The organism is Vreelandella zhanjiangensis DSM 21076, from assembly GCF_000377665.1.
GTDB lineage: Bacteria > Pseudomonadota > Gammaproteobacteria > Pseudomonadales > Halomonadaceae > Vreelandella > Vreelandella zhanjiangensis.
Genome location: NZ_KB898649.1, coordinates 330,747 through 354,925, shown reverse-complemented (window position 1 = coordinate 354,925; position 24,179 = coordinate 330,747). Strand labels below are relative to the sequence as shown.

The following is a 24,179-nucleotide window of genomic DNA, read 5'->3' as shown; positions in this document are numbered from 1 at the left end:
AGCAGGATTGGCTTGAGACGCTAATCGCCTGTTGGCTAAATTTACCAAGGTATTTTGTGTGTCTGATTTTGAATATTTTTATTATTGAGTTGTTAATCAGCGTATCAGGTTTGTTTTAAAATCAAGTGACCAATTTTTTAGTTTTATTTGTTTTGAATACTAATTATTTGTTTTTTTATCCTGCACAATTTTTTACGAAGCGATAAGACTATTTTGGTAATTAAAACCGCTTATTTTTAATCTGATGTTTCATTCGTATAGAGTTAGGTTTAATTATGTATTTTTTTTAATATATTGATTTTAAAGAGTTTTAAAAAAGATATTTACTTATTTTTAAGTGCTTTTCTGGTAAATAAGTATGTCAAATACCCCAGCTTGTCACTCTAGAAAGCCCGGTTAGACTCTCGAATAGCCAGCTCTCTTCTCAGCACGGTTAATACTAGACGCGCGCTTTACGCTCACAAGCTTGCTAAGAAAAGGAACGGTTAATGGGTGCTCATAAGTGCATATCGAGTGCGCTTATAAAAATAATTAAAGCCAAGGGGTAGACCATGTATTCAATGTCATTTGTTGCCGGCCAAGCGAACACTCTGCTGAGTTCCATTAATGAAGGAGGTCGCTTTAGCAGGGATACCTTCCATGACAACCAACTCCACGTAACGCCATATGCTTCTTCTTGGGAATCGTCTATCCATTCGCTCAGGATGGTCTGGGAAGATGGCCACAACGAGATTGCAACATTTGAGAGCGTGGAGCGCCCCTTTGTTTTTGAGGATTTACCCACGCCTGCCCTAGGAATGTTAAAGCTTCGCCTGGAAGCGTTGGATGCGTCTGGTCAGGTGTTGCCCGGCTCGGATATGGACATTGAGGTTGATGTGGCGGCAGAGAGTGAGCCCATTGAGCAGGCTGCCTCTGAAACAGTGTTGTTACAGGCGGATGAAAGCCCGATGGCCGCTTTGGCCGTAACGCCCGACACTTTCTCGCCACTGCGCATACAGGCCGAAGATGTTGATGCGAGTGACGGCGCCTGGGCGGCCATTTCGGGTCCTGGCATTAACGTGGTCAGCGACCCCGTTCTGCAGCCGAATGCCGTCAATGCCGATGGCCAGGCTTATGTAGACTATGGCGATGGTATCAACGGCGGTGAGACGCTGACGTTCACATTCAGCGTTGCCGAAGCGGGAGAGTACGAGTTAGGGCTGGGCTATGCGCTTAGTCAGAATGATGACGGCTCTGATCGAAACCGCCCCTTGCGCTTGGACGTTAACGGCGAGCTGGTGGATCGCATGTTCGATCTTCCCAGCACCACGCTGAATGCCACTTCAGCTGATTTTAGCGAATTCGGCGAGCGTACCGTTCGCGTGCAGCTTGAGGCCGGTGAAAACACAGTCACCTTTACGTCCAACGGCGCCAGCGGGCCCAACGTCGACTATCTGGAAGTGCGCGCGCCGAATCCCGACGTCTATGTGATTCAGGGGGAAGACCTGGTGCTTTCTCCAACGGTTGATAACGACAACAGTGCAACCAACCGGGTAGTGACCGTCGACAATATTGCCGATTTTACGAGCGGCAGCGAAACTTTCCGGGTGGGTGCCGAGGGCGCAAGCTATCTTGATTGGGCCTTGAACAATGCCAATGCTTACGGTGAGTTCACGCTGGATGTCGCTACCGCAGGCACTTACAGCGTCACGGTGACCTATGCAAGTAGCTCCGGTCGCCCGTTGGATCTTTCCCTGGTTGATGCTGGTTCGACTACGCCATTAGGTACTTTTAATTTCGCCGCAACGGCGGAGCCCGGCTACTATCCGGATGACGTCAGTGATGTGCCGACGGCCAACCAACCGGCAGCACCCACTAGTGGGAATCCGACTCGCCAGACCGAATGGGAAGGCTGGTCCACCGAAACCCTTGAGATCACGCTGGATGCCGGTAGTAACACCCTGCGTCTGGGGGGCGGTGCCAACGGCCCTAATATTGATAAGATCGAGGTGGCGTTGTTGGAAGCTGCTCCGCCAGCCTCGACCATTCTAATAAGCATCGCTGACGCTGATCCAGTCGTTGAGAGCGGTGATGAAGGTGTTACTACGCTTAACTTCGCCTTGAGTACTTCAGAGGCTTTCAGCGGCGATGTGGAACTGGCCCTCGACATTGACGGCAGTTCCGAGACCCGCACGGTCACCTTTACCGACGGAGTGGCTACCCTCACAGTCGATGTAGCCAATGATGCTGAAGACAATGGCACTGAGACGGTCGAGATTACGCTTACCGGCGCCACGGGTGACGGCTTCGCTATCGACAGCGCTGCGGCCACGGCTACCGGTAGCGTAAGTGAAGATGACACCAACGACGTGATCGAGTCGTTTACTGTGCAAGGTGAGGACGCGATCGTGACCGACGTGGGTGGCACCGCCCAAGGGGCCGTGACACGTACGGTGGATGCGAACAATCCCGATGACTTTGGTAACTATCGGGAAGGTGCGGTAGGCGGCGCCTATATGGATTTCGGCGCCGATGCGGGCGACCAAATCACGTTTAATATTGATGCGCCCGCCGCTGGCACCTACACCGCCACCATTCGCTATGCCAACGGTGGAACCGCGCCTCGGCCATTGGATCTGGCGGTTAATGGCGCAGGGCAATCCCAGGTTGCCTTTACCAATGCTCTGGATGATGGCGTCAACGACCCTTGGGATGCGTGGCTTGAGCAGGAAATACAGGTAACGCTTGAAGAGGGCGCCAATACCTTAACGCTGACGATTCCCACGGCGGCCAACGGTGGTGTGGCTAACGGCCCCAATATCGATCAGATTGTATTCGACTTTAACGATGGCGAAACGCCTCCCGCGCCGTTTGCCTTCGATATTCAGGGCGAAGCACTAACGATCGATGATGATGAGCCGACCCCTGATACGCTGGTGCGTGACGCCAGCAATCCTGAAACCAACGAAGCGGCTGGCCCGGATGGGCTGTGGGATGGCTATACTGGCACCGGTTATCTCGACATGGGTAACGAGGTTGGTGATGCGGCTTTCTTCGACGTCGCCGTTGAGGCAGCTGGCACTTATACCCTGACGGTTCGCTATGCCAACGCAGGCGGAAATGGCGCCGACCGGCCCATGGATATATTGGTCGGCGGCGCTTCCCAGGGAAGTATTGCCTTTGCCGCGACCGGTGTGGACGCCGCTGGATGGCAGAACTGGACAGTGGCAGAGATCGAGGTTGAGCTCGCGGCGGGCAACAATACAATTCGGCTAGAGAACCTGACTGCCGCTGGCCCTAATATCGATAGCCTCAGCGTGACTCGCGAAGGGGTTGCGCCGCCGCCAGTAGTCGAGCCCGTTGACCGGTTCTCGGTCAAGATCAACTTCCAGCCCGAAGGTGTCGCGGTACCGGAGGGCTATATTGCCGACCACGGCAAGGCGTTCGGCACCCAGTCAGTGACCATTGATGGTCAGACGTATCAGTATGGCTGGGTAACCGAAGCCTCGATCTATGACAGTGAGCCCGGCACGACGCCGCTGGATATTAGCGAGCTGACCAGCGTGGCGGTCAACGACCGCACCGACGACATCGCGGGTCTCGACCCACGCCAGGGCACCTATGCCCATTTTGACCAGCCCGGAAGCAACTATGTACGCGCCGGCTGGGAAATCGAGCTTGCCGACGGCTACTATGAGGTCACCATTTCGATTGGTGATACCTCAGGCCCTTACGACAGCCGCAATGTTCTGAACGCGGAGGGCGAGCTGTTCAATGACCCCTTCACGCCTTTCCGGCCAGATGACTTCCCGGCGGATAGCAATCCGGCCGATGACACCGACGGTGTGCGTTCTGACCTGGTGACTCGCATCGTGCAGGTCACCGACGGTCGTCTGACGCTGGACTCTATGGGGCTGGATAATGAGAACACCGAGATCCAGTACATCGAGATCCAATCGCTCCCGGATCTGACCCCGGATGATGACCGCGCAGCCCCGGAGGACTATGCCTTCTTCACCGACGCACGGGCCATTGCCGGTGTCGGGCAAAACGAGGTGGAGTTTGATCTTGACCCTGAAGATGGCGCTATCCCCACCGGCGTTGATCCATCCTCGGATATCTTCGTGGGAATCTCCGTGGTCGACGGACGTGGCGGTGCTTTGCTTGAGAGCCTTAACGACGGCTCCGTGAAGCTGTTTGAAACGGTCACCGGCGAGGAAGTTTCCTTCAACGTCAATACGACGGGCGGTTTCGATTCGCTGACGATTTCGCCCAGTGGTATGCTCAAACCGTTCACCAGCTATACCCTGGTGATCGATGGCTTCCAGGACCGTGGCCCCAACGATGACGCTTCGGCGCCGACCCGTGAGTTCCAGAAGTACACCAACACCTTCGTCACTGGTGAAACGCCCGAGGTGGTGCCTCGCGATGTGGCCTTCAACGATGTGGTTGAACTCAACGGCGCCGCGGATAACGCCTTTGGCTTCACGTCGCTTGAGATTACTTCCGACGGCTCGACCATGTACGTGGCCACCATCGGCGGGCAGATCCTGCGCTTTGATATAGACCCAAGCGACGGCTCGCTGGTTAACCGCCAGGAGCTTTCACTGCCGAGCGATTACTTCTTTGAAGCCGGCGCTGAAAGCGGTAACGACCGACGGGGCATTATCGGCCTGACGGTCGATCCCACCGATTCGAACGTGCTGTGGATTACCGATAATTATCCGATCCCGCTCAACGGGCGCGATAACGGCGTGCCGGAGTTTAGCGGTCGCGTCACCAAGATCACCCTGGATGGCGGCAGCGATTTCTCAGGTGTCGCCGAGCCCTACATCACTGGGCTGCCGCGCTCCAACGGCGACCATGTGACCAATAGTCTCGAGTTCCGCGCTAATCCCGACTATGACGCGGCCACCAACCCCGACGTGCCGACGCACCTGCTATATCTGATTCAGGGCTCCAACTCGGCCATGGGTGAACCGGATAGCGCCTGGGGCAACCGCCCCGAGCGTCTGCTGAACGCTGCCGTAATGGAAATCGATCCGACCCGCGACGCACCTCCTGGAGGCTTTGATGTCTCCACCGAACCTGTGCCCAACAATGGCCAGAACACACGCTACAATGACCCCGACGGCCATCCCAAGGATGATCCTATCCCCATGGGCAACGGCGAATTCCTGGTGTTCGACGAGCGTGGTGTCGCCACGGTGCAGGATGCTGACGGCAACGTGCTTCAGAGTTTCTACGACCCCTACGCCGAAGACGCGGTGCTGACGATCTTTGCCACCGGGGCGCGGAACGCCTATGACCTGGTATGGCACTCCAACGGCTTCCTGTATGTACCAACCAACGGCTCGGCGGCAGGCGGCAACGTACCGGACGACCCTTCAACGCCTGAAAACGAGCGTTACACCAACGTCGAGAAACAGGACGACTATCTGTTCAAGATCGTTGAAGGGGGCTACTACGGTCACCCTAATCCGCTGCGCGATGAGTACATCATGAATGGCGGCAACCCGACGGGCGGCAGCGACCCCAACCAGGTTGACCGCTATCCGGTAGGCACCAACCCCGAGGGCACCTACGATATCTCCGGTGTTTATTCACTTGGCGAGAACCGCTCACCCAACGGCGCGGTGGAGTACACCAGCGGTGTGTTCGGCGGCAACCTGCAAGGTAATGTGCTGTTCACCGAGTACTCGGGTGGCGACGACATTCGCTCAATCACGCTGGATGCTAACGGCAATGTGATCGGTGATGACGTGCTGCGTGATCCTAACGGCAACGTTATCAGCTATGTAGATCCGCTGGATATTATCGAGAACCCGGTCACCGGACAGCTCTACGTGCTGACACTGAACCGCGGTAATGGCCAGAGCCAGATCATTCGCTTAGACCCGGCGCCGGGTGGAGTGGTGGATCCGGTTGATCCCGAGCCAGGTGATTTGGAATCGCTGCTGATCATTCAGGCTGAAGATAAGACGCCGGATGACGGCACCGCAGTGACGATCGCAACGGGAGCTGGCGCCCAGATCCAGATCCGCGATGCCAGTAATCCGGAAACCACCCAGGGCCTGCCCAACGGCCTGCGCCCGGGATCCTTCGGTGTGGATGGCAATACCAACGATAACGACGGTGTTCTGGGGGGGTACGCCGACTTCGGCTCCACTAACGTCGACTTCCTCACCTTCACGTTCGATCTGAGCGCCGCTCAGGCAGGCGATTCAGTACTGAGGCTGCGCTATGCCAACGGTGGCGATGCCAACCGTCCACTTGAGGTGTTCGTCAATAACATAAGCGTCGGCGTGTTCGACTTCAGTCCGCCGCCAGGGTTGACCAGCGACGCGGCCTGGGCCGAGTGGCTGACCGAAGACGTGGCGGCCACGTTGGTTAGCGGTCAGAACACGGTGCGCCTGCAAGCCACCGCCAATACCGGCCCCAATATCGATCAGCTGGAGATCCTGCGAGCTGAGCCGGATACCACGCCGGACGTGACTCAGTATGAAGCCGAAAGCGCGACGCTTAATGGTCCGCTGGTCGTGCTTTCGAGCAACGATGATCGCAACGCCTCCGGTGACGGCTTCGTCGACTTTGATGGAACGGGTGATCAGACGATTAGCTGGACCATTGATGTCAGCGAGGCGGGCAGCTATGACATTGGTTTCCGCTACGCCCTGGGTGCGACCAAGGCCGACCGCCCTCTGGGCCTGACTATCAACGGCGTCGATCTGGGGCAGCTGAACTTTGAAGGTCAAAGTAACGCCGCCGAGGATAACTGGTTCTTCCAGAACACCCTGGTCACCCTGCAGGCGGGCAGCAATACCATCACCCTGACTGCGCCGAACGCCGTGGGTCCCAATATCGACCTGTTGCAGGTGCCGAATGCGCCGACTGATAACTTCGTTCCGCTGTATGCCGACGTTTCGGATGGGGCACGTATCGAGCTTGAGAGTGGCGATAGTGCTCGCACCATTAACGAGCTGACCGCCGACTTCTACTTCACGGTCGATGCCGATGGTCTCTATCGCCTGGATCTGGCAGCGAATGCCGGGGGTGACGATGGCCAGGGGTTGACTCTAACCCTGAACGGCCAGGCGGTGAAAGTATTGGCCTACCCGGGCGTGGGAGAGGCTGGCGAAGAGGGTGTTTATGTCGAACTCAAGGCGGGTGTGGAGTACAACCTGCGTGCGGTTTCCACGGCCGATGGCGCCGATGATCTGGACTATTTGGATGTAATGCCGGTCTCTGGCAATGACAATGCCGATATCGCGGTACAAAGCGGCGATGCTGCCTACTTCTCTGATCGACTGCACTTCAGCTATCTGGAGAACAACAGCGCCTCGAACCCCAATCGCGACTTCAAGGAAAGCGCGACGGTCACGATCTCCAACACCGGCAGCGATGTGCTGGAGATACTCGACGCCGATATCGAAGGTCCATTCGTGCTGGAAAATCCCAGCATCTTTGAAGACATGACGCTCGCCGCCGGTGAATCGCTCGAAGTAACGGTGCTGTTTGATCGCGCCAGCTACACGGCGCCTACCAACGACGCGGGTGATGGTGTATTCGAAGGCCGTATTCGTCTGGTCACTAACGACGCTGATTCGCCGGTTGCCGAAATTCATATGGCCGGCTTCTGGCAGGCGCGTGACGAGGGCGGCTGGGAACCCAACGTCAATGAAGTATGGGAAGTGTTCGGCTTTGGTAACCGTATCGATGGCCTGACCACGGTGGGCGGCGGTGAGAACTCCGTGCTCAACGATTTCGATCTATATCGTCCCGTTAACGATGATGAAGTAATGTCGCGTTACTGGGCGTTGGCAGACGGCGCCGGGGAAGCCAAGATTACCCAGCTGGCGGCCTACCATGGTGATGGAGGTGCGACGCTAGGCATCCATAATCCGGGTAATAAAAATCAGGACATCATCTTCAGCAACCATGCGGGAGATAACAACCAGTCCCTTCTGCCGGTGAAAAGCAATGGACAGTTCGCTACTGCGAGCTTCTCGCTTGCCGATATTCCCGGCAGCTGGGCCGGTCAAGGTGTGTTTGGCATTGAGGTGGCCAACCTGTCCACCGACCCGTCGTTGAACCCTCAAGGAGGTGGTACGCCGCCAGCCGATGCCGAGGGTATCGAGCGCGGCTACACCGTGCGCATGTTCCGGGCGTTGGATGCCAACGGCAACGTGATTCCCAATACCTATCTGGGCATCATGGATTACACCGGCATCAACTACGACTACAACGACAACATGTTTCTCATTGAGGGCGTGACGCCGGTAACCGGTGGTGAGCTCACGGTGATCAATAACGACGGCGTGCCGTCCAATGATCGCCTGGTAATGTCGCGCATTGAAAACCCGGCTAACGCCGCGCAGATGGTGCACGACGAAGTGACCATCACGCTCAGAAACGATGGCTTCGAGAACCTGGATGTCGAAAGCATCGAGGTCAGCGATACCACGTTGTTCGAACTTACCCAGGCCTTCTCAGCGGTAACGCTGGAGCCGGGTGAGGCCATCGATGTGACGGTGCGCTTCATCGCCAATGACCCGAACGATGCAAGCCTCTATGAAGCGAGCTTGATCATCAATTCAAGCGATGCCGATGAGGGCGAGAAAGTTATACAGCTGGCGGGCCTTGCTCAGAACCAGTCTGAAAGCGGTCAAGAGCCCCTGGTTCAGGAAATCATCAACGCCTTTGGCTACACCACCAATGTGGCCGAAGGGCAGATGAACAAGGGGGGGTTGGTGGAAGCCAACGGCGACGAAATTCTGGCACCGTACTTCCAGCGCGCTGAGGGCAGCTCACCGATCAAGATAACTCAGCTGGCGGCCTATCATACCCAGGGCGATGTGGCCCGACTGTTCATCCACGATGTGGATAGCCGCAACCGCGATGAGATTCTGGCCCACGATGAGGCGGATGGTCAGACGCTGTTGCCGCGCACGCTCAACAACGGCAACCAGCTGACCACAACCACCTTGGATCGCGATGCGCCGTTTGGCTTCTTCGCTGAAATATCAGGTCGTCAGGGGTACATTTCCTGGTCGGATCCGGATGCCAACCTCTACGAGGACACCGTTGATGCCATTGGTAACCCGGGCACCAATCTTAACTGGGACGCAAGCGACGGCCATTTGATTCGCGTGTATATCGCCAAGGACGCTGCGGGCAACGTCATTCCGGACACTTATATCGTGATCCAGGACTATGCCGGGGTGAACTACGACTACAACGACAATATCTTCCTGGTGGAGAACGTTACTCCCTATGACCCGACGGGGGCGGAGGATGCCGATGGCAACGGCCGGGTGGATCTGTACGACGACGATAACAACGACGGCGTGCCGAACTTCCTCGATAACCCTGAACCAATCGGTCAGACCGCCTTTAATGCTAGTGAGACCGCCTGGGTGGTGGGCAGTGAAGGCTTAGCGCTGGAAGCGAAACTGTATGACAACGGCGGCCAGGGCGTGGCGTATAACGACACCACGCCCGGCCATCAGGGCGCGCCGTTCCGCTCCGACGAGGCGGTGGACATCTCGATCGGTACCGAGGCGCTGGGTTACATCGCTAACGGTGAGTGGGTCGAATACACCCTGAATGTGGAAACGGCGGGTACCTATACGCTGAGCTTCTCAACCTCTGCGACGAGCGGTGGCAAGACCATTACGGCCGCGTTCGAGCAGGATGGCGAGTTCTACACCCCATCACAGGTGCAGAACCTTCCCAATACCGGCAGCTTCACCAGCTTCCAGACCGTGGGTCCGCTGACCTTCGAGCTGGAGGAAGGAGAGCAGGTACTGCGGCTGACCTTCAACGGCGGTCAATTGGATCTGGCCTCGTTCAACCTCGACTTTGTAGCGCCTGCCGACGATGGCCAGAGTGCTTACAACGATACCCAGACAGCCTGGGAAGTGGGTGCCGATGGGCTGACTCTGGAAGCACGCTTCTATGATAACGGCGGTCAGGGCGTTGCCTATAACGACTCGGATGCCGCCCACCAAGGCAGCTCTTTCCGCTCCGACGAAGCGGTAGATATCTCTACTCCCTCACAGGCAATTGGCTTCATAGAGAACGGTGAGTGGGTGGAATACACCATCAACGTAGCGGAAGACGGCGTTTACGACCTCGGCTTCCTGACCTCCATGGCTTCGACCAATTCGGCTGCCCGTTCCATTACCGCAAGCTTTGCCAAGGGGGATACGCCCTACGTAACGGCGTCGCCGGTAGGAGTGTCACCAACCGGAAGTTGGACGACGTTTACCCCGACCGCTACCACGCAGGTCGCGCTTGAAGCTGGCGAACAGGTGCTAAGGCTTACCTTCAACGGTGGGTCGATGGATCTGGCCTCGTTCAACCTGGCGCCCGTCGATCAGACGCCCGCCAACCAAGCGCCGGTGGTCGAAGCAGGCATTGACGACGTCATCTTGGTGGAAGGCGATGCAATAAGCTTCAGCCTGCCTGCCGATGCGTTTATCGATGCCGATGGCGATAGCTTGACGTATACCGCCAGCGGCCTGCCCAGCGGAATATCCATGTCCTCGGACGGAATTTTCTCCGGGACGGCTACTGCAGCGGGAAGCTTCGACATTATCGTTACGGCCTCTGATGGCCAGGCCAGCGTTCAGACAGGCTTTACGCTGGCAGTAGAAGAAGCCCCCGTAGACGACGGTCAGCGGGCCTTCACCCCCAATGGCGAGGCATGGCTTGTGGGAGGCAACTTCAGCCTCAAGGCCGCGAACTATGACGAGGGAGGACAGGGGGTTGCCTACAACGATGCCGATGACTACCAGATCGGCACCGAGATGCGTCCCGGTGATGGCGTGGATATCGTAGGCAATGGCGATGCTATCGGCTGGGTGGATGAGGGCGAATGGGTAGAGTACACGCTCAATATTCAGCAGGCCGGTGTCTATGACATGTCATTCCTGTCAGCACTTGGCGAGGCTGGCGGCTCTCAGCGCAGTATCACGGCCACCTTTACCCAAGGTGACGGTACGCCCTACGCATCAAGCGGCCCGGTGGCGGTATCACCAACCGGCGGCTGGAGTAATTTCCAGCCCACCGATGCCTCGCAGGTCGCGCTTGAAGCTGGCGAGCAGGTGCTGCGGCTCACGTTCAACGGTGGATCGATGGACCTGGCCTCGTTCACTCTGTCGCGTGATGGGCAGCAGGCGTTCAACGCGGAGGGAACCCCGTGGCTAGTGGATGCCAATGAAGGGCTGACACTTGATGCGGTTAATTACGATGAAGGTGGCCAAGGGGTTGCCTACAACGACGCGGATGCCTACCAGATCGGCACAGACGTGCGCCCTGGCGACGGTGTGGATATCGTCGGGGAAGGAGAGGCCGTCGGCTGGGTGGATGAGGGCGAGTGGCTGGAGTACACCATTAACGTCGAGCAGGCGGGAAGTCATACCCTGTCGTTCGTTACCGCAAGTCCCGACGATGGACGCACCATTACCGCGGCGGTGGAGCAGAATGGAGGCTTCTATGAGCAGGCCAGCGGCTCGGTACCCAACTCCGGTGACTGGGGCGTGTATGTCGATGGACCTTCGCTGACGCTGGACTTAGAGGAGGGCGTTCAGGTTCTGCGCATTACCTTCAACGGCGGCTCCATGGATCTGGCGTCTTTCCAGATCACCCGGGATGCGGGCGCAGAATCGGCCAGCGCTTCGAACATGGGTATGATGATGGCCATGGCCTCTGAAGCGAATGATGCTTCATATCTAGATGAGGAGGTAGCGGCACTCAGTGACGATGTCAGCATCAGCGGGGTACAGGAAGATGCTCAGGGCGCATTGATGTAACGTACATAAGTAGTGCTTCGTTAGCACTTCCGTGGTGCTGATGACATAAGTGCTTATGACATAGGTTCTGATGAAATAGATGCTGATGAAATAGAAGGTGTTAATAAAGCCTGCGAAGCCGTTCATTTGGCATCGCAGGCTTTTTTTATTGTCGTTTGGCGGTTAACAGCGGATGCTTTCCGAGTTGCTTTGCATTGGGGGTTGTCTCTGACGGGGTAAGTGCCACACTTAACCGTTAAAACATGACCTAGAGCTGACTATGCCTAATCACGATGTCATCAATGTCTATTACGATGCGGTTTGCCCCAGCTGCCGCAAAGACAGACAGCGCTATGAGCGTTGGGCGGGCGAAGGGGCAAGCGATATTCGCTGGTGCGATGTGAGCGAATATCAGCAGGCGTTGCGAAATAAAGGGATAGCGCCGGAGGCGGCCTTAAGGTCGCTACATGTTGAGCAAACCGACGGGCGCATCGTTGAGGGGATTGATGCCTATCGGCTATTAATGGCGCGTGTTGCATTGTTGCGCCCAGTGGCCTGGGTTATTGGCTTGCCGCTTATTAAACCCGGGTTACGCAAGCTGTATGATGGCTGGGTAAAAAGACGTTTAAAACGCCAGGGGCGCTGGTCATGATGTTAGTTATGGATATGGCAGGCCTATTGTGAGGGAGTGCACAGGGAGCATGAAAATGCAGCAAAAAGTGTTGTATGTCTTACTGCTGGGAAGCGTATTGTTAGCCGGGTGTGCGGGCAATCAGCGTACATCCGCGCCCGAAAATCCGCGCACGGTTGACGTTCCGGTTTCTCAAACACCACCCACGGCAGCGCCGATCACCTACGCCAATACGGCTTCGGCGACCGACTGGGTGCCGCCACTATTTGTAAGTCCTGAAGAAGGGGCGTCTTACTATGTGAGTCGGCTTTCCGACCGACGCTTTGTTTCCACCTACGGTGATCGTGACAATCCACGGGTGTGGTATATCGCGGCAGAACGATTAGGCGAAATTGGCTTGCCCGCCGTGCCTCTGCTGTTTTCACGTTTGGATACACACGATGAGTATGAGCAAATGCTGGTGCTGTATGCGCTACAGCTGGCAACGCAAGATCCGCTCTTGATGATGAACACAGGTGGAAGCTACGTTCAGCTGCCCACCGTGCTGAATCCTGCCGGTAACGCAGAAAATACCGTAATCGCTCGGCAGTGGTGGCAACAACACTCAGGTTCACTGAACCGGCCTTGATCGCGTCACTATTTCCAGCCACCCTGTAATAAGCGTTATTGGCTAACCCAAGGAGAGACAAATGGCATTTGCACTATCATCCATGCAAGTTACCAGTACGGCTTTTGAGCAGCATCAAGCGATTCCTGCCCGCTATACCGGCGAAGGTGACGATGTATCTCCACCACTTGCCTGGCATAACGTGCCTGAAGGTACCAAAGGGTTTGCGGTGATCTGCCATGATCCCGATGCGCCGCTTGTTAAAGACGGCAGCTACGGGTTTATCCACTGGAGCCTTTATAATCTGCCGGGGGATATCACCGGCCTTGACGAAAATACCCCGATCGGTACGCCCGGCAGCAACGACTTCGACAAACGCGGCTACGGCGGCCCAATGCCACCCGAGGGGCATGGTAAGCACCTTTACTACTTTATGGTGCTGGCGCTGGATCATCAAACGGCGCTGCCGGAAGGGCTCAGCATGGCCGAGCTTTTAAAAGAAGTTGAGCCGCATCTATTAGGCATTGACCGCTTGGTGGGCACTTACCAGCGGGGCTGATAGTCTCTCAGGCTGGAGCATTTTGTCCATTCGGTGTAGGCTCCATCGCTTTCTTATTGCCCGCGATGGAGCCGTCCATGAACGAACTGCCTAATTGTCCTTCCTGCGCCTCGACTTTTACGTACGATGACGGACTGCAGTACGTGTGCCCGGAATGTGGCCATGAGTGGTCAAAAACGGCAAATACCGACGCGGCGGATGACGTTCCAAGCGTGCGTGATGCTAACGGTAACCCGCTTTTTGACGGCGACAGCGTCACGGTCATCAAGGACCTGAAGGTAAAAGGCAGCTCTTTGGTGGTTAAGGTAGGCACGAAGGTCAAGAGTATTCGCATCGTCGAGGGCGACCACGATATCGACTGTAAAGTTGATGGTATTGGCCCTATGAAGCTCAAATCAGAGTTTGTTAAAAAGGCCTGATCGCTTAATGAACGACAAAACCTACCCCTTTACGCGGTAGGTTTTTTTATACCTGACGGCAAATAGATTTTTTAAATGATAATGATTGGCGTTTTTGATGCCATCTGCGCCGAACGTGCCCAGAATTAAGCTAATTTTCCAATGATTGTGCGTTAGGGCTTCACATCAAATTTATACAGGACTAAAATGGTACCCAATTAATACGCAGCCAGCTTGATGACTGACTAATCAATGGGAGTCGACATGCTAAAGCTTTCTCGGCTGACAGATTACGCCGCTGTGGTCATGGCGCAGATTGCCCGTCATCCGCAGGCTTCGCACGCCGCGGCTGATCTTGCTGAAGCCGTGCAGTTGCCGCACCCCACGGTTAGCAAGACGCTTAAAATGCTGGTTAGGGCAGGGCTCTTGGCATCCCAGCGTGGCGCTCAGGGTGGCTATCGGCTTGCCAGGCCTGCCTCGCAAATCACCGCAGCGGATATTATTTCGGCTATTGAAGGGCCCGTTGCGATGACCGAGTGCAGTCAGGCACAAGGTGAGTGTGAACTGGCCGCCACGTGTGGTGTGGCAGATAACTGGCAGCGCGTGTCGCTGGCTATTCGAACGCTGCTGGAAAGCGTGACGCTGGCCCATTTGGCGGCGTCGACGCCCCTCAAGCTGCCCGTGCAATTACCGATTCAAAGTATCAGTCTGTCGGCGGTTTCTGCGTAACGACTAGACAACTTATCCTTATTGACGGCGAGGAGACCTCGCCACCAACTGCCCGGAGGGTAACACCATGGCAACTGAAGAAATGGAACAGTTGGTTCGTCGCGAATACAAAGATGGCTTTGTAACCGATATTGAAAGCGACACTCTTCCCCCTGGCCTGGATGAAGACACTATTGCCTTTATTTCCAAGAAGAAAGGCGAGCCAGAGTGGATGCTTGAGTGGCGTCTTGACGCTTATCGGCAGTGGCTGAACATGAAAGAACCCTCCTGGGCGCACCTGGATTACCCGCCGATCGATTATCAGGCTATTTCCTATTTCAGTGCTCCCAAGCGCCCGGAAGATGGCCCGCAAAGCCTGGATGAAGTCGATCCCAAGCTGCTGGAAACCTACGAGAAGCTGGGTATTCCGCTGCATGAGCGCGCAGCGCTTGCCGGTGTGGCCGTCGATGCCGTGTTTGACTCAGTATCGGTCACCACCACGTTCAAGAAAGAGCTGTCCGAAGCCGGGGTTATCTTCTGCTCCATTTCCGAGGCGATTCGCGACTACCCCGAGCTGATTAAACAGTATCTGGGCACCGTGGTGCCGGTGGCGGATAACTATTTTGCCGCGCTTAACTCGGCGGTATTTACCGACGGTTCGTTCGTGTTTGTACCGGAAGGCGTTACCTGCCCGATGGAGCTATCCACTTACTTCCGTATCAACGCCGCCAATACCGGGCAGTTCGAGCGCACGCTGATTATCTGTGAAAATCGTGCTCAGGTGTCTTACCTGGAAGGCTGTACCGCGCCGATGCGCGATGAGAACCAGCTGCATGCGGCGGTTGTTGAGCTTGTTGCGTTAGATGATGCGTACATCAAGTACTCCACCGTACAGAACTGGTACCCCGGTGATGAGAACGGCAAGGGCGGTATCTATAACTTTGTGACCAAGCGTGGCGATTGCCGCGGTGCGCGTTCGCGCATTAGCTGGACGCAGGTTGAAACCGGCTCGGCCATTACCTGGAAGTACCCTTCTTGCGTGCTGCGCGGTAAAGACAGCATCGGTGAATTCTACTCTGTCGCCGTCACCAACGGCCGCCAGCAGGCAGATACCGGCACCAAGATGATTCACATCGGTGAAGGCACGCGCTCTTATATCGTGGCCAAAGGTATCTCGGCAGGTAAAAGTGACCAATCCTACCGCGGCCTGGTGAAAATTGGCCCACGTGCCAAAGGCGCACGTAATTTCACCCAGTGCGATTCGCTACTGATTGGTGACAAGTGCGGCGCGCATACTTTCCCTTATCAGGAAATTGGCAACAGCACGGCCACTATTGAACACGAGGCTACCACCTCCAAGATTGGTGAAGACCAGCTGTTCTACTGCCGTAGCCGGGGTATTTCCGAAGAAGACGCGGTCAGCATGATCGTGAATGGTTTTTGTAAGGATGTATTCCAGGAGCTGCCGATGGAGTTTGCGGTAGAAGCGGAAGCGCTCTTGAACGTGACGTTGGAAGGCGCGGTAGGCTAATCGTTTAGCCGGTTTGCCGTACAAATTACTTTGATACGCGTCGCGCCAGCGACTCGCCAGAATTAGAAGGTTTAAGATTATGCTGCAAGTTACTGACTTACACGTCACCGTTGAAGATAAAGAAATCCTCAAGGGCCTGACCCTGACCATCAATGCAGGCGAAGTACACGCCATTATGGGTCCTAACGGCGCGGGTAAATCAACCCTGTCAGCGGTGATTGCCGGTAAAGATGGCTATGAAGTCACCCAGGGTAGCATCACCTTTGAAGGTAAAGACGTACTTGAAATGGAAATCGAAGAGCGTGCCCAGGCGGGCCTGCTGTTAGGTTTCCAGTACCCGGTTGAGATTCCGGGGGTTAAAAATATCTATCTGCTGAAATCCGCGCTTAATGCTCAGCGTAAAGCCCGCGGTCTTGAGGACATGCCGGCACCTGAGTTCATGAAGCTTGTTAAAGAAAAGCTCGGCTTTATGAAAATGGATGCCAGCTTCCTGCAGCGCGCGGTTAACGAAGGCTTCTCCGGCGGCGAGAAGAAACGTAACGAAATTCTCCAGATGCTGGTGCTTCAGCCCAAGCTTGCCATGCTGGATGAAATCGACTCAGGCCTGGATATCGATGCCATGAAAGTGGTGGCCGACGGTGTTAACAGCCTGCGTGCCGAAGAGCGCGCGATCCTGCTGGTAACTCACTATCAGCGCCTGCTCGACTACATCGTTCCCGATAAAGTCCACGTTCTGGTGGATGGTCGAATCGTCAAAACCGGCGATGCCGAGCTTGCCAAGCAGCTTGAGGCCAATGGTTACGAAGGTATTGAGGAGTCCGCGGCATGAGCGATACGCAAACCTTTCTGGACACGCTGAAAACGCGTAGCCAGCAACGCGGGGCGGAACCGACGTGGATTGCCGCGCGCCGTCAGGCGGGCGCTGCACGCTTTGAAGCGCTGGGCTTCCCCACACGCCGTGATGAAGAATGGAAATACACCGACGTTCGCGCCATCGCCCAGGGCAACTTTGCGCTGGCCGATGACGCTAACTTTTCGCCGGCGCAGGCGGCAACCGTCACGCTGCCTATCGTGGGCTATCGCCTCACGTTCGTCGACGGCGTGTTTGCACCGGCGCTTTCAGACCTGGACGCACTTCCCCAAAGCGTTCATGTGCTGCCGCTTTCCAAAGCGCTTAGCGAAAACCATGAAGCGGTGGGTGGCCCGCTTGGTCGTCTGACCGGTGTGGATTTCTCTTCGTTTGCTGCGCTGAATACCGCATTTATGGAAGAGGGCGCTGTGGTACGTATCGCGCCCGGTACGGTGGTGGATAAACCCATCGTACTACAGTTCCTCTCCAAGGCTAGCAGCACGCCAGTGATGAGCCACCCGCGTATTCTGGTAGAAGCCGGTGCACGCAGTGAAGCTACGTTGATCGAGCACTATTGCGGTGATCAGGATGCCGCTAACTTTACCAACGTGGTGGGCGAGTTCATGCTTGACCGCGGCGCTATTTTCAATCATTACAAGCTGCAGGAAGCGCCGCTTAACGACATGCATATTGCCAGCATGCATGTTGAGCAGAGTCGCGACAGCCGCTACACCTCGTACAACCTGAACCTGGGCGGTGCGCTGGTACGCAATGATCTGATCAGCGACTTGAACGGTGAAGGTGCTGAAACGCACTTCTACGGTTTGTTCTTCGGTCAGGGTCGTCAGCATGTGGACAACCACACCAAGGTCAATCACAACGCGCCCTTGACGTTCTCCAACGAGAACTATAAAGGCATTTTGGATGACCGTGCTCACGGTGTATTTAACGGTAAGGTCTACGTCAAGCGTGACAGCCAGAAGATCGAAGGTTTCCAGAGCAACCAGAACCTGCTGCTGTCTGACCGCGCCCAGATTGATGCCAAGCCTGAGCTTGAAATCTACGCCGATGATGTGAAGTGCTCTCACGGCACCACGACCGGTCAGTTGGATGAAGAGGCGATTTATGCCCTGCGTACCCGCGGTATTGATGAAGCCACGGCACGTGGTCTTCTGACCCTGGCGTTTGCAGGCGAAGTGCTGGACAAAGTCGCGCTGGATGAAATTGCCGAGCGCGTCGAGCTGGCCGTTGCCGGTAAGCTGCCTGAACGCTTCAACCTGGCAGGCCTGGTGGAAACCGCCGTCGCGCTTAACGACTAATCTTAACGACTAAGCTCAACGCTTACATGAGGAGTGATGAATGTCGTCAACGGTTCTTGAGAAAGCGACAGCGAGTAGTCAGGCATCCTATGATGTGCTGGCGGTTCGTGAAGACTTCCCGATTCTTCGTCGGGAAGTCCACGGCAAGCCGCTCATCTATCTAGACAACGCCGCGACCAGCCAAACGCCGCAACAAGTTATTGACGTGTTTAGCGATTACTACTCGCGCTATAACGCCAATATCCACCGTGGCCTGCATACGCTGGCCGATGAAGCGACGGCGGCGTTTGAAGGCACGCGTGAGCGCGTAAAAGCGTTTCTCAATGCCGAAGATACTCGTCAGATTATCTTTACTCGTGGAACGACGGAAGCGATCAACCTGGTGGCTCAAACCTGGGGGCGCGTTAACCTCACCGCGAGTGATGAAGTATTGATATCGCTGCTTGAGCATCACTCCAATATTGTGCCCTGGCAGCTGCTGGCCGCTGAGCGCGGTTTTACCATCAAGGTCATTCCGGTCGACGACACGGGTGCGCTGGATATGGCCGCTTATCGTGAGCTTTTGAGCGAGCGCACCAAGCTGGTCGCCGTTAACCATGTCTCCAATGCGCTGGGCACAATTAACCCGGTAAAAGACATGGCGGCGCTTGCTCACCAGCACGGTGCGCTGATTTTTGTCGATGGAGCGCAGGCTGCACCGCATCAAACCGTCGACGTGCAGGCGATTGATGCCGACTTTTACGCCTTCTCCGGTCATAAGGTTTATGGCCCCACCGGTATTGGCGTGCTGTATGGTAAAAAAGCGCTGCTCGAGGCCATGCCGCCTTGGCAGGGCGGTGGTGAGATGATTAAAACCGTCTCTTTCGACGCGGGCACCACCTTTGCCAGTATTCCGCATAAATTTGAGGCGGGTACGCCAGCCATTGCGGAAGTTATCGCGTTGGGCCGGGCGCTTGAATGGGTTGAAGGCGTGGGGATCACCGCGATTGGTCAGTGGGAGGGCATGCTGCTTGAACATGCCACTCAGGCGGTGCAGCGTATTGATGGACTGCGTATCTTGGGAACTGCGCCGAACAAGGCGGGCGTGCTGTCGTTCGTGGTTGACGGCGCACATTCTCAGGATATCGGCCTGCTAATTGACCAGCTGGGTGTGGCCATTCGTACTGGGCACCACTGTGCACAGCCGCTGCTGCATCATTTTGGCGTGGATGCCACGTGTCGCGCTTCGTTTGCTGCGTATAATACCTTCGACGAAGTGGATGCGTTTGTCGCAGCACTCAATCGTGTTATTGGTATGGTGCGCTAAGGAACTCTATGGATATCGAGCAAATCGCTAGCCTTGATCGAGGTCAGAAACTGCCGCTCCAGCGTGATGTGGAGGCTATTGCGATTCCGTTTGGCAAAACGGAAACCTTGGCGGAAGATAGCATCGTCAGCGTTATGCAGGCGAAAGGTAGCTCGGTCAGCGTTGGTTTTGAAGGGCGCCTTTATCTTATTGAAGGACGCAACCTGGACGCCTTGGGGCTTGAGGCGCTGCCGCGCCCAACCCTGGCTGAAAGTGCCAGTGAAGATGAGATCGAGCAGTTTGTATGGGAACAGCTGCGCACCTGCTTTGACCCGGAAATCCCCGTTAATATCGTGGATCTGGGGCTGGTATACGGCTGTCGTATTGAGCGCCTGATTACCGGCGAGCGGTTAGTAACGATTCGCATGACGCTAACGGCCCCCGGCTGTGGCATGGGAGATGTCATTGCGGCAGATGCACGTAATAAAATTTTAGGGGCGCCGCAAATAAATAAAGTGCACACCGAGATTGTTTTCAGCCCCCCCTGGAGCCGTGACATGATGAGCGATGAGGCTAAGCTTGAGCTCGGCATGTTTTAAACGCCTCTGGGTCGCTAGATGTACAACATGTTGTTGAGGTGGGCAAAACGTCTGCTGATGTCGCTAGGAGCCTTGTTGCTGCTGGCGGCATTGTTGTTTGTGCTTGGTAATTTATATGTGCTCGGCAGTACGGCACGCTATATCGATCGACAGATACTTGAGTGCCGTCCGGCGGATGTAGGCATCGTTTTCGGCACGTCTCACTGGACGCGTAGCGGGTTACGCAACCCTCACTTTCACGCGCGTATGCGCACCTCCGCCACGTTGATTGCCGAGCAGCGTGTATCGCATCTGCTGCTATCCGGCGATAACCGTACCCAGGCCTATAACGAGCCGCGTGCCATGTGGCGTGATCTGCATCGGCGGGGGGTGCCTGCTGACCAGCTCACCATGGATTTTGCCGGCTTTAGTACTTACGACACGCTGGCGCGGGCTCGGGATGTTTTTCAGCTTGAACGTGCGCTATTGGTAACCCAAAGCTGGCATTTGCCGCGGGCAATATTCATTGGCCGGGCGCTGGGTATGGATGTGACCGGGTGTGTGGCCGAAGAAAGACCCACCGCCGATGAATGGCGTTTGAAAGCGCGCGAGTGGGCGGCACGCGTAGCCACGCTTGGGGATATTTACGTGTGGGATAGGCAGCCCTACTTTTTAGGACCCGCCGAGCCGATAGAGCTGCGAAGCGTCGAGCCAGTCATTACGCCGACGCTTTATATATTTGAACCGGAATCAAGCGAATAGATGCTAGCGGTGCACTTTACGTTTTTGTAGCCCGTAAAGCTCACGAATCAGCTTACGACATCCCTGCATGCACTCATCAACGACCGGCTCGATAGGGTCGGGTAGTGGATGGGTAAAGAGGGTGGATAACGCCTGCATCAGCACACGCTCTTGCTCTAACAGTTCATTGATCAATACTTGGCTATCGTTGCCCACAAAACTTTTAAGACGGCTCCAGAGCCATAAAAAATCATCGCGTTCAACGTCAGCATCTCGGGGTAACATCTTTAAATGCGCACGCGCCAGTTCCTGCAGTTTACGCATCTGTTTTAACCGCGCAGTGTAGTGCGGTTTCAGAGCATCGCGCAGCGAGGGGCGCAGGCGTTCGATATTATCCTGGAAATAATCAATGCTATCGGCCAGCGCTTCCAGAACGCTGTCCATCGCCACTTGGCGATTGTCGAGAAACATGAGCGTCTACCTCCTTCGGTGACGCAGATTGTGGGGGCGGCAGAGACTATTTGCCACCCCTAATGCGGATTATTTTTGGTTTTTCCCCTTAGCCTTTAGGCTTGGGAGGCGCTTTAAGAACCGGAGAGGCATTTTTTTCGATATGCTCGATAATCATGCCCGCAATATCTTTGCCAGTGGCATTTTCAATGCCCTGCAAACCGGGCGAGGAGTTAACCTCCATGATGACCGGCCCGTGGTTAGAGCGTAAAAGGTCAACACCCGCCACACGAAGCCCCATGGCTTTCGCCGCGCGAATCGCTGTAGAGCGCTCTTCAGGCGTAATGCGAATAATGCTGGCGGTACCGCCGCGGTGAAGGTTGGAGCGAAATTCGCCCTCTGCCGCTTGGCGCTTCATCGAAGCAACCACTTTATCGCCAATCACGAAGCAGCGAATATCCGCACCGCGCGCTTCCTTGATATATTCCTGAACCATGATGTTGGTTTTCATGCCCATAAAGGCTTGGATAACCGACTCGGCCGCCTGGTTGGTTTCGGCGAGTACCACGCCGATACCCTGGGTGCCTTCCAGCAGTTTAATGACCAGCGGTGCGCCCTTGACCATGGTAATCAGGTCGGGGATATCATCCGGCGAGTGGGCAAAACCGGTAATCGGTAGCCCTAGCCCCTTGCGTGACAACAGTTGCAGCGAGCGCAGCTTATCCCGCGAGCGGGCAATCGCCACGGAATCGTTGATCACATAGGTGCCCATCATTTCAAACTGACGCAGCACCGCGCAGCCGTAAAAGGTGACCGACGCGCCAATCCGTGGAATAACCGCATCAAACGGCTCGATCTCCTGGCCCTTGTAATGAATTGAAGGGTGATGCGAGGCGATACTCATATAGCAGCGCAGCGTATCCACCACGCGCGCCGTATGGCCCCGAACCTCCGCAGCCTCAATAAGGCGGCGGGTAGAGTACAAGTTGCGATTACGTGAAAGTAGAGCGATGTGCATTCAGGACTCCGGGCCAAAAAAAGGACTAGTCATCGTTAGGTCAGGGCTCGCCATGTAAAAATGCAGCGCCTGGGGCAACCAGCAGGCGACGCATGGCGCGGCGTCCAAGCAGCATAGGGTGACGCATATTGCTGCGGTCTGTCAGGGTGAGCTCAACAAAAAAGTTCAACTGGCCCATCTGCATTGGTGTACGGATCACGTAGCGCCACTCACTGTGTCCGTTTGAACTGGTGATCCGGCGCCGATCATGAAGATGCAGTTTGATACGGTGTTCAGGCGTTGTCGGCCCGCCGCTATGGGTAATGAAGCTTACCCATAGCTGGCCGTGCTCATCTTCATGAGTTTGAATATCTTCGGCGTGCAGCGCTGAAGTCCGGGCGCCTGTATCTGCTTTACAGCATAGATGAAGGCCCAGTTCAGGCAACGTTACCATCTCGCGGCGGCCAATGACCGCTTTAGCCTGATAGGGTAATTCCTTCACGGTTTACTCCTTGCAATACATAGATAGCGCTACCCGTTTAACGGCTAGCTGCCTGTGTCATGACTGCCAGCCGACGCTGTACCGCTGAGTCTGCCGGCGCATCCCGCAGCGCCATCATGACAGGTAACCGCAAACGGGGGACAAGCGCAATATCACGCACGACAGCGGCAAAATTAGTCCGCTCATCTTCAGCCAAACGGGTGAGAAAAAGCGGTAAACGGTACGCGTCTTCCAATAATAGCCAGCCGCGCCCGGCAATTGCTGCGAGTACATCTGGCCCGCAGGCGTGTGTATCTTCTAAAAGGCTCGAGTACCAGTCGCCAACGGCCGACTGCGAGGTGCTACCTACTGCACGTATACAGGCACATAGCGTTTCCATGTCGCCTCTACTCGCTGCCTGCTCGCCAGTCTCACGCAGCGCCAATACTACTGGTTCTGGCAAGGGCTGGTGTTCTAAACAGTAGCAGAGTGAGTGCACAACGCTAGTAGGTAGTGTCGCAAGCCGAGAAGTAAGGGCCTCGGCCTGGGTGTCGTCCAGCCTGACCGTATAATCGGCGATACCCTGAAGCCCCAATGCTTGCCAGTCGATGGCTAGCTGCCCGCTCAAATAGGCGTCAACCGGCTCAAAATGCTGGCTGGCGGGCAATCCTCGCTCCAGGGTAGCGTAGGCATTAAGCATCGCCTGAAAGGTGACACTCGGTGTAAAAGCGAGCGGATTATCCTTCATTAGATGATCCACGTCTTTAACGTTTTGCCCCACTTTAGCAACATTTTTTCCCAGGGTTTCTATCAGCCGATTTAAAAAGCCGTCGCGCTGGGCAGGGGAGAGTAATCCTTGTTCATCCAAAGGCAGTGCTAAAAACCAGATCGCAGGCTCGGGCATATCCCCAAGGCGAAAAACCGCCGCTATTCGCGCCTGGCCTTGCCATGGTTCGGGCCAGGCGATTTGGCCCTGCTCAAAGCTTGCCAGCGTGTCGCGAGCGCAGGCGGTAACGCGTCGGCCCATATGGTAGATCGTAACCTCGGCGCCGCTGCGTATAAAAAATTCATCAATAGTCTGAATCGGTTGCATGATGTCCTTCCGCATTTCAAGCTTGCACTCTACCTTGCCCACCGCACAGTGTCAGCCGAAACGGCGGTTAAATCGCTGCTTTCTTTAGGCGAATGATCAAAAAATGAACAATTTCCTGTAAGCCTTCTGAGAGTAGCGATTGCGACACCTTTCCATAGTTTATCCACAGGCTCTTGC

The 24,179-nt window shown here is 55.7% G+C and carries 16 protein-coding genes; 12 read left to right on the top strand and 4 right to left on the bottom strand.

Annotation, left to right across the window (positions count from 1 at the left end; translation table 11 throughout):
- The first annotated feature begins 551 nt into the window (after nucleotides 1-551).
- The 12 genes from D467_RS0110625 (at nucleotide 552) to D467_RS0110570 (ending at nucleotide 21,002) form a co-directional block, all read left to right on the top strand.
- Nucleotides 552-11,795, top strand: a complete 11,244-nt coding sequence (locus tag D467_RS0110625) for a carbohydrate-binding protein (protein ID WP_155826474.1) — start codon at nucleotides 552-554, stop codon at nucleotides 11,793-11,795.
- Nucleotides 11,796-12,054: 259 nt separating this feature from the next.
- A complete protein-coding gene (locus tag D467_RS0110620) occupies nucleotides 12,055-12,426 on the top strand; it encodes a thiol-disulfide oxidoreductase DCC family protein (protein ID WP_018917504.1) in 372 nt (123 codons plus the stop codon).
- 49 nt (nucleotides 12,427-12,475) lie between these two features.
- On the top strand, nucleotides 12,476-13,033 hold the full coding sequence (locus tag D467_RS0110615; protein ID WP_244147822.1) for a hypothetical protein: 558 nt from the start codon (nucleotides 12,476-12,478) through the stop codon (nucleotides 13,031-13,033).
- Between the two features lie 61 nt (nucleotides 13,034-13,094).
- Entirely contained in the window at nucleotides 13,095-13,571 is a 477-nt protein-coding gene (locus tag D467_RS0110610) for a YbhB/YbcL family Raf kinase inhibitor-like protein (protein WP_018917502.1), read from the top strand.
- 77 nt (nucleotides 13,572-13,648) lie between these two features.
- Nucleotides 13,649-13,990 carry a zinc ribbon domain-containing protein YjdM gene (locus D467_RS0110605; protein ID WP_018917501.1) on the top strand — a complete coding sequence of 114 codons (342 nt, stop codon included), beginning with the start codon at nucleotides 13,649-13,651 and terminating at the stop codon, nucleotides 13,988-13,990.
- A gap of 243 nt (nucleotides 13,991-14,233) precedes the next feature.
- A complete protein-coding gene (locus tag D467_RS0110600) occupies nucleotides 14,234-14,698 on the top strand; it encodes an SUF system Fe-S cluster assembly regulator (RefSeq protein WP_018917500.1) in 465 nt (154 codons plus the stop codon).
- A 67-nt stretch (nucleotides 14,699-14,765) separates the two neighbouring features.
- On the top strand, nucleotides 14,766-16,208 hold the full coding sequence (sufB, locus tag D467_RS0110595; protein ID WP_018917499.1) for a Fe-S cluster assembly protein SufB: 1,443 nt from the start codon (nucleotides 14,766-14,768) through the stop codon (nucleotides 16,206-16,208).
- Between the two features lie 79 nt (nucleotides 16,209-16,287).
- Nucleotides 16,288-17,037, top strand: coding sequence for a Fe-S cluster assembly ATPase SufC (sufC, locus tag D467_RS0110590; protein WP_018917498.1), 750 nt, complete (start codon nucleotides 16,288-16,290; stop codon nucleotides 17,035-17,037).
- Nucleotides 17,034-18,377: a Fe-S cluster assembly protein SufD gene (gene sufD / locus D467_RS0110585; protein ID WP_018917497.1), complete on the top strand. Its 1,344-nt coding sequence runs from the start codon at nucleotides 17,034-17,036 to the stop codon at nucleotides 18,375-18,377. Before sufC ends, sufD begins: the two co-directional genes overlap by 4 nt.
- Nucleotides 18,378-18,417: 40 nt before the next feature.
- Nucleotides 18,418-19,683, top strand: coding sequence for a cysteine desulfurase (locus tag D467_RS0110580; protein ID WP_018917496.1), 1,266 nt, complete (start codon nucleotides 18,418-18,420; stop codon nucleotides 19,681-19,683).
- A gap of 8 nt (nucleotides 19,684-19,691) precedes the next feature.
- Complete coding sequence (gene sufT / locus D467_RS0110575; protein ID WP_018917495.1) at nucleotides 19,692-20,261, top strand: putative Fe-S cluster assembly protein SufT; 570 nt, start codon at nucleotides 19,692-19,694, stop codon at nucleotides 20,259-20,261.
- 18 nt (nucleotides 20,262-20,279) lie between these two features.
- Nucleotides 20,280-21,002 (top strand): SanA/YdcF family protein, encoded by a 723-nt coding sequence (locus tag D467_RS0110570; RefSeq protein WP_040460354.1) that lies wholly within the window; start codon nucleotides 20,280-20,282, stop codon nucleotides 21,000-21,002.
- Nucleotides 21,003-21,005: 3 nt separating this feature from the next.
- On the opposite strand, the gene D467_RS0110565 is transcribed toward D467_RS0110570, so the two are convergent.
- The 4 genes from D467_RS0110565 to D467_RS0110550 form a co-directional block, all read right to left on the bottom strand.
- A complete protein-coding gene (locus D467_RS0110565; RefSeq protein ID WP_018917493.1) occupies nucleotides 21,006-21,452 on the bottom strand; it encodes a hypothetical protein in 447 nt (148 codons plus the stop codon).
- A gap of 88 nt (nucleotides 21,453-21,540) precedes the next feature.
- Nucleotides 21,541-22,449 carry a 30S ribosomal protein S6--L-glutamate ligase gene (rimK, locus tag D467_RS0110560; RefSeq protein ID WP_018917492.1) on the bottom strand — a complete coding sequence of 303 codons (909 nt, stop codon included), beginning with the start codon at nucleotides 22,447-22,449 and terminating at the stop codon, nucleotides 21,541-21,543.
- Nucleotides 22,450-22,489: 40 nt separating this feature from the next.
- Complete coding sequence (locus tag D467_RS0110555; RefSeq protein WP_018917491.1) at nucleotides 22,490-22,930, bottom strand: ATP-dependent zinc protease family protein; 441 nt, start codon at nucleotides 22,928-22,930, stop codon at nucleotides 22,490-22,492.
- A gap of 37 nt (nucleotides 22,931-22,967) precedes the next feature.
- Nucleotides 22,968-24,002 (bottom strand): DUF3549 family protein, encoded by a 1,035-nt coding sequence (locus D467_RS0110550; RefSeq protein ID WP_018917490.1) that lies wholly within the window; start codon nucleotides 24,000-24,002, stop codon nucleotides 22,968-22,970.
- Between the last annotated feature and the right edge of the window lie 177 nt (nucleotides 24,003-24,179).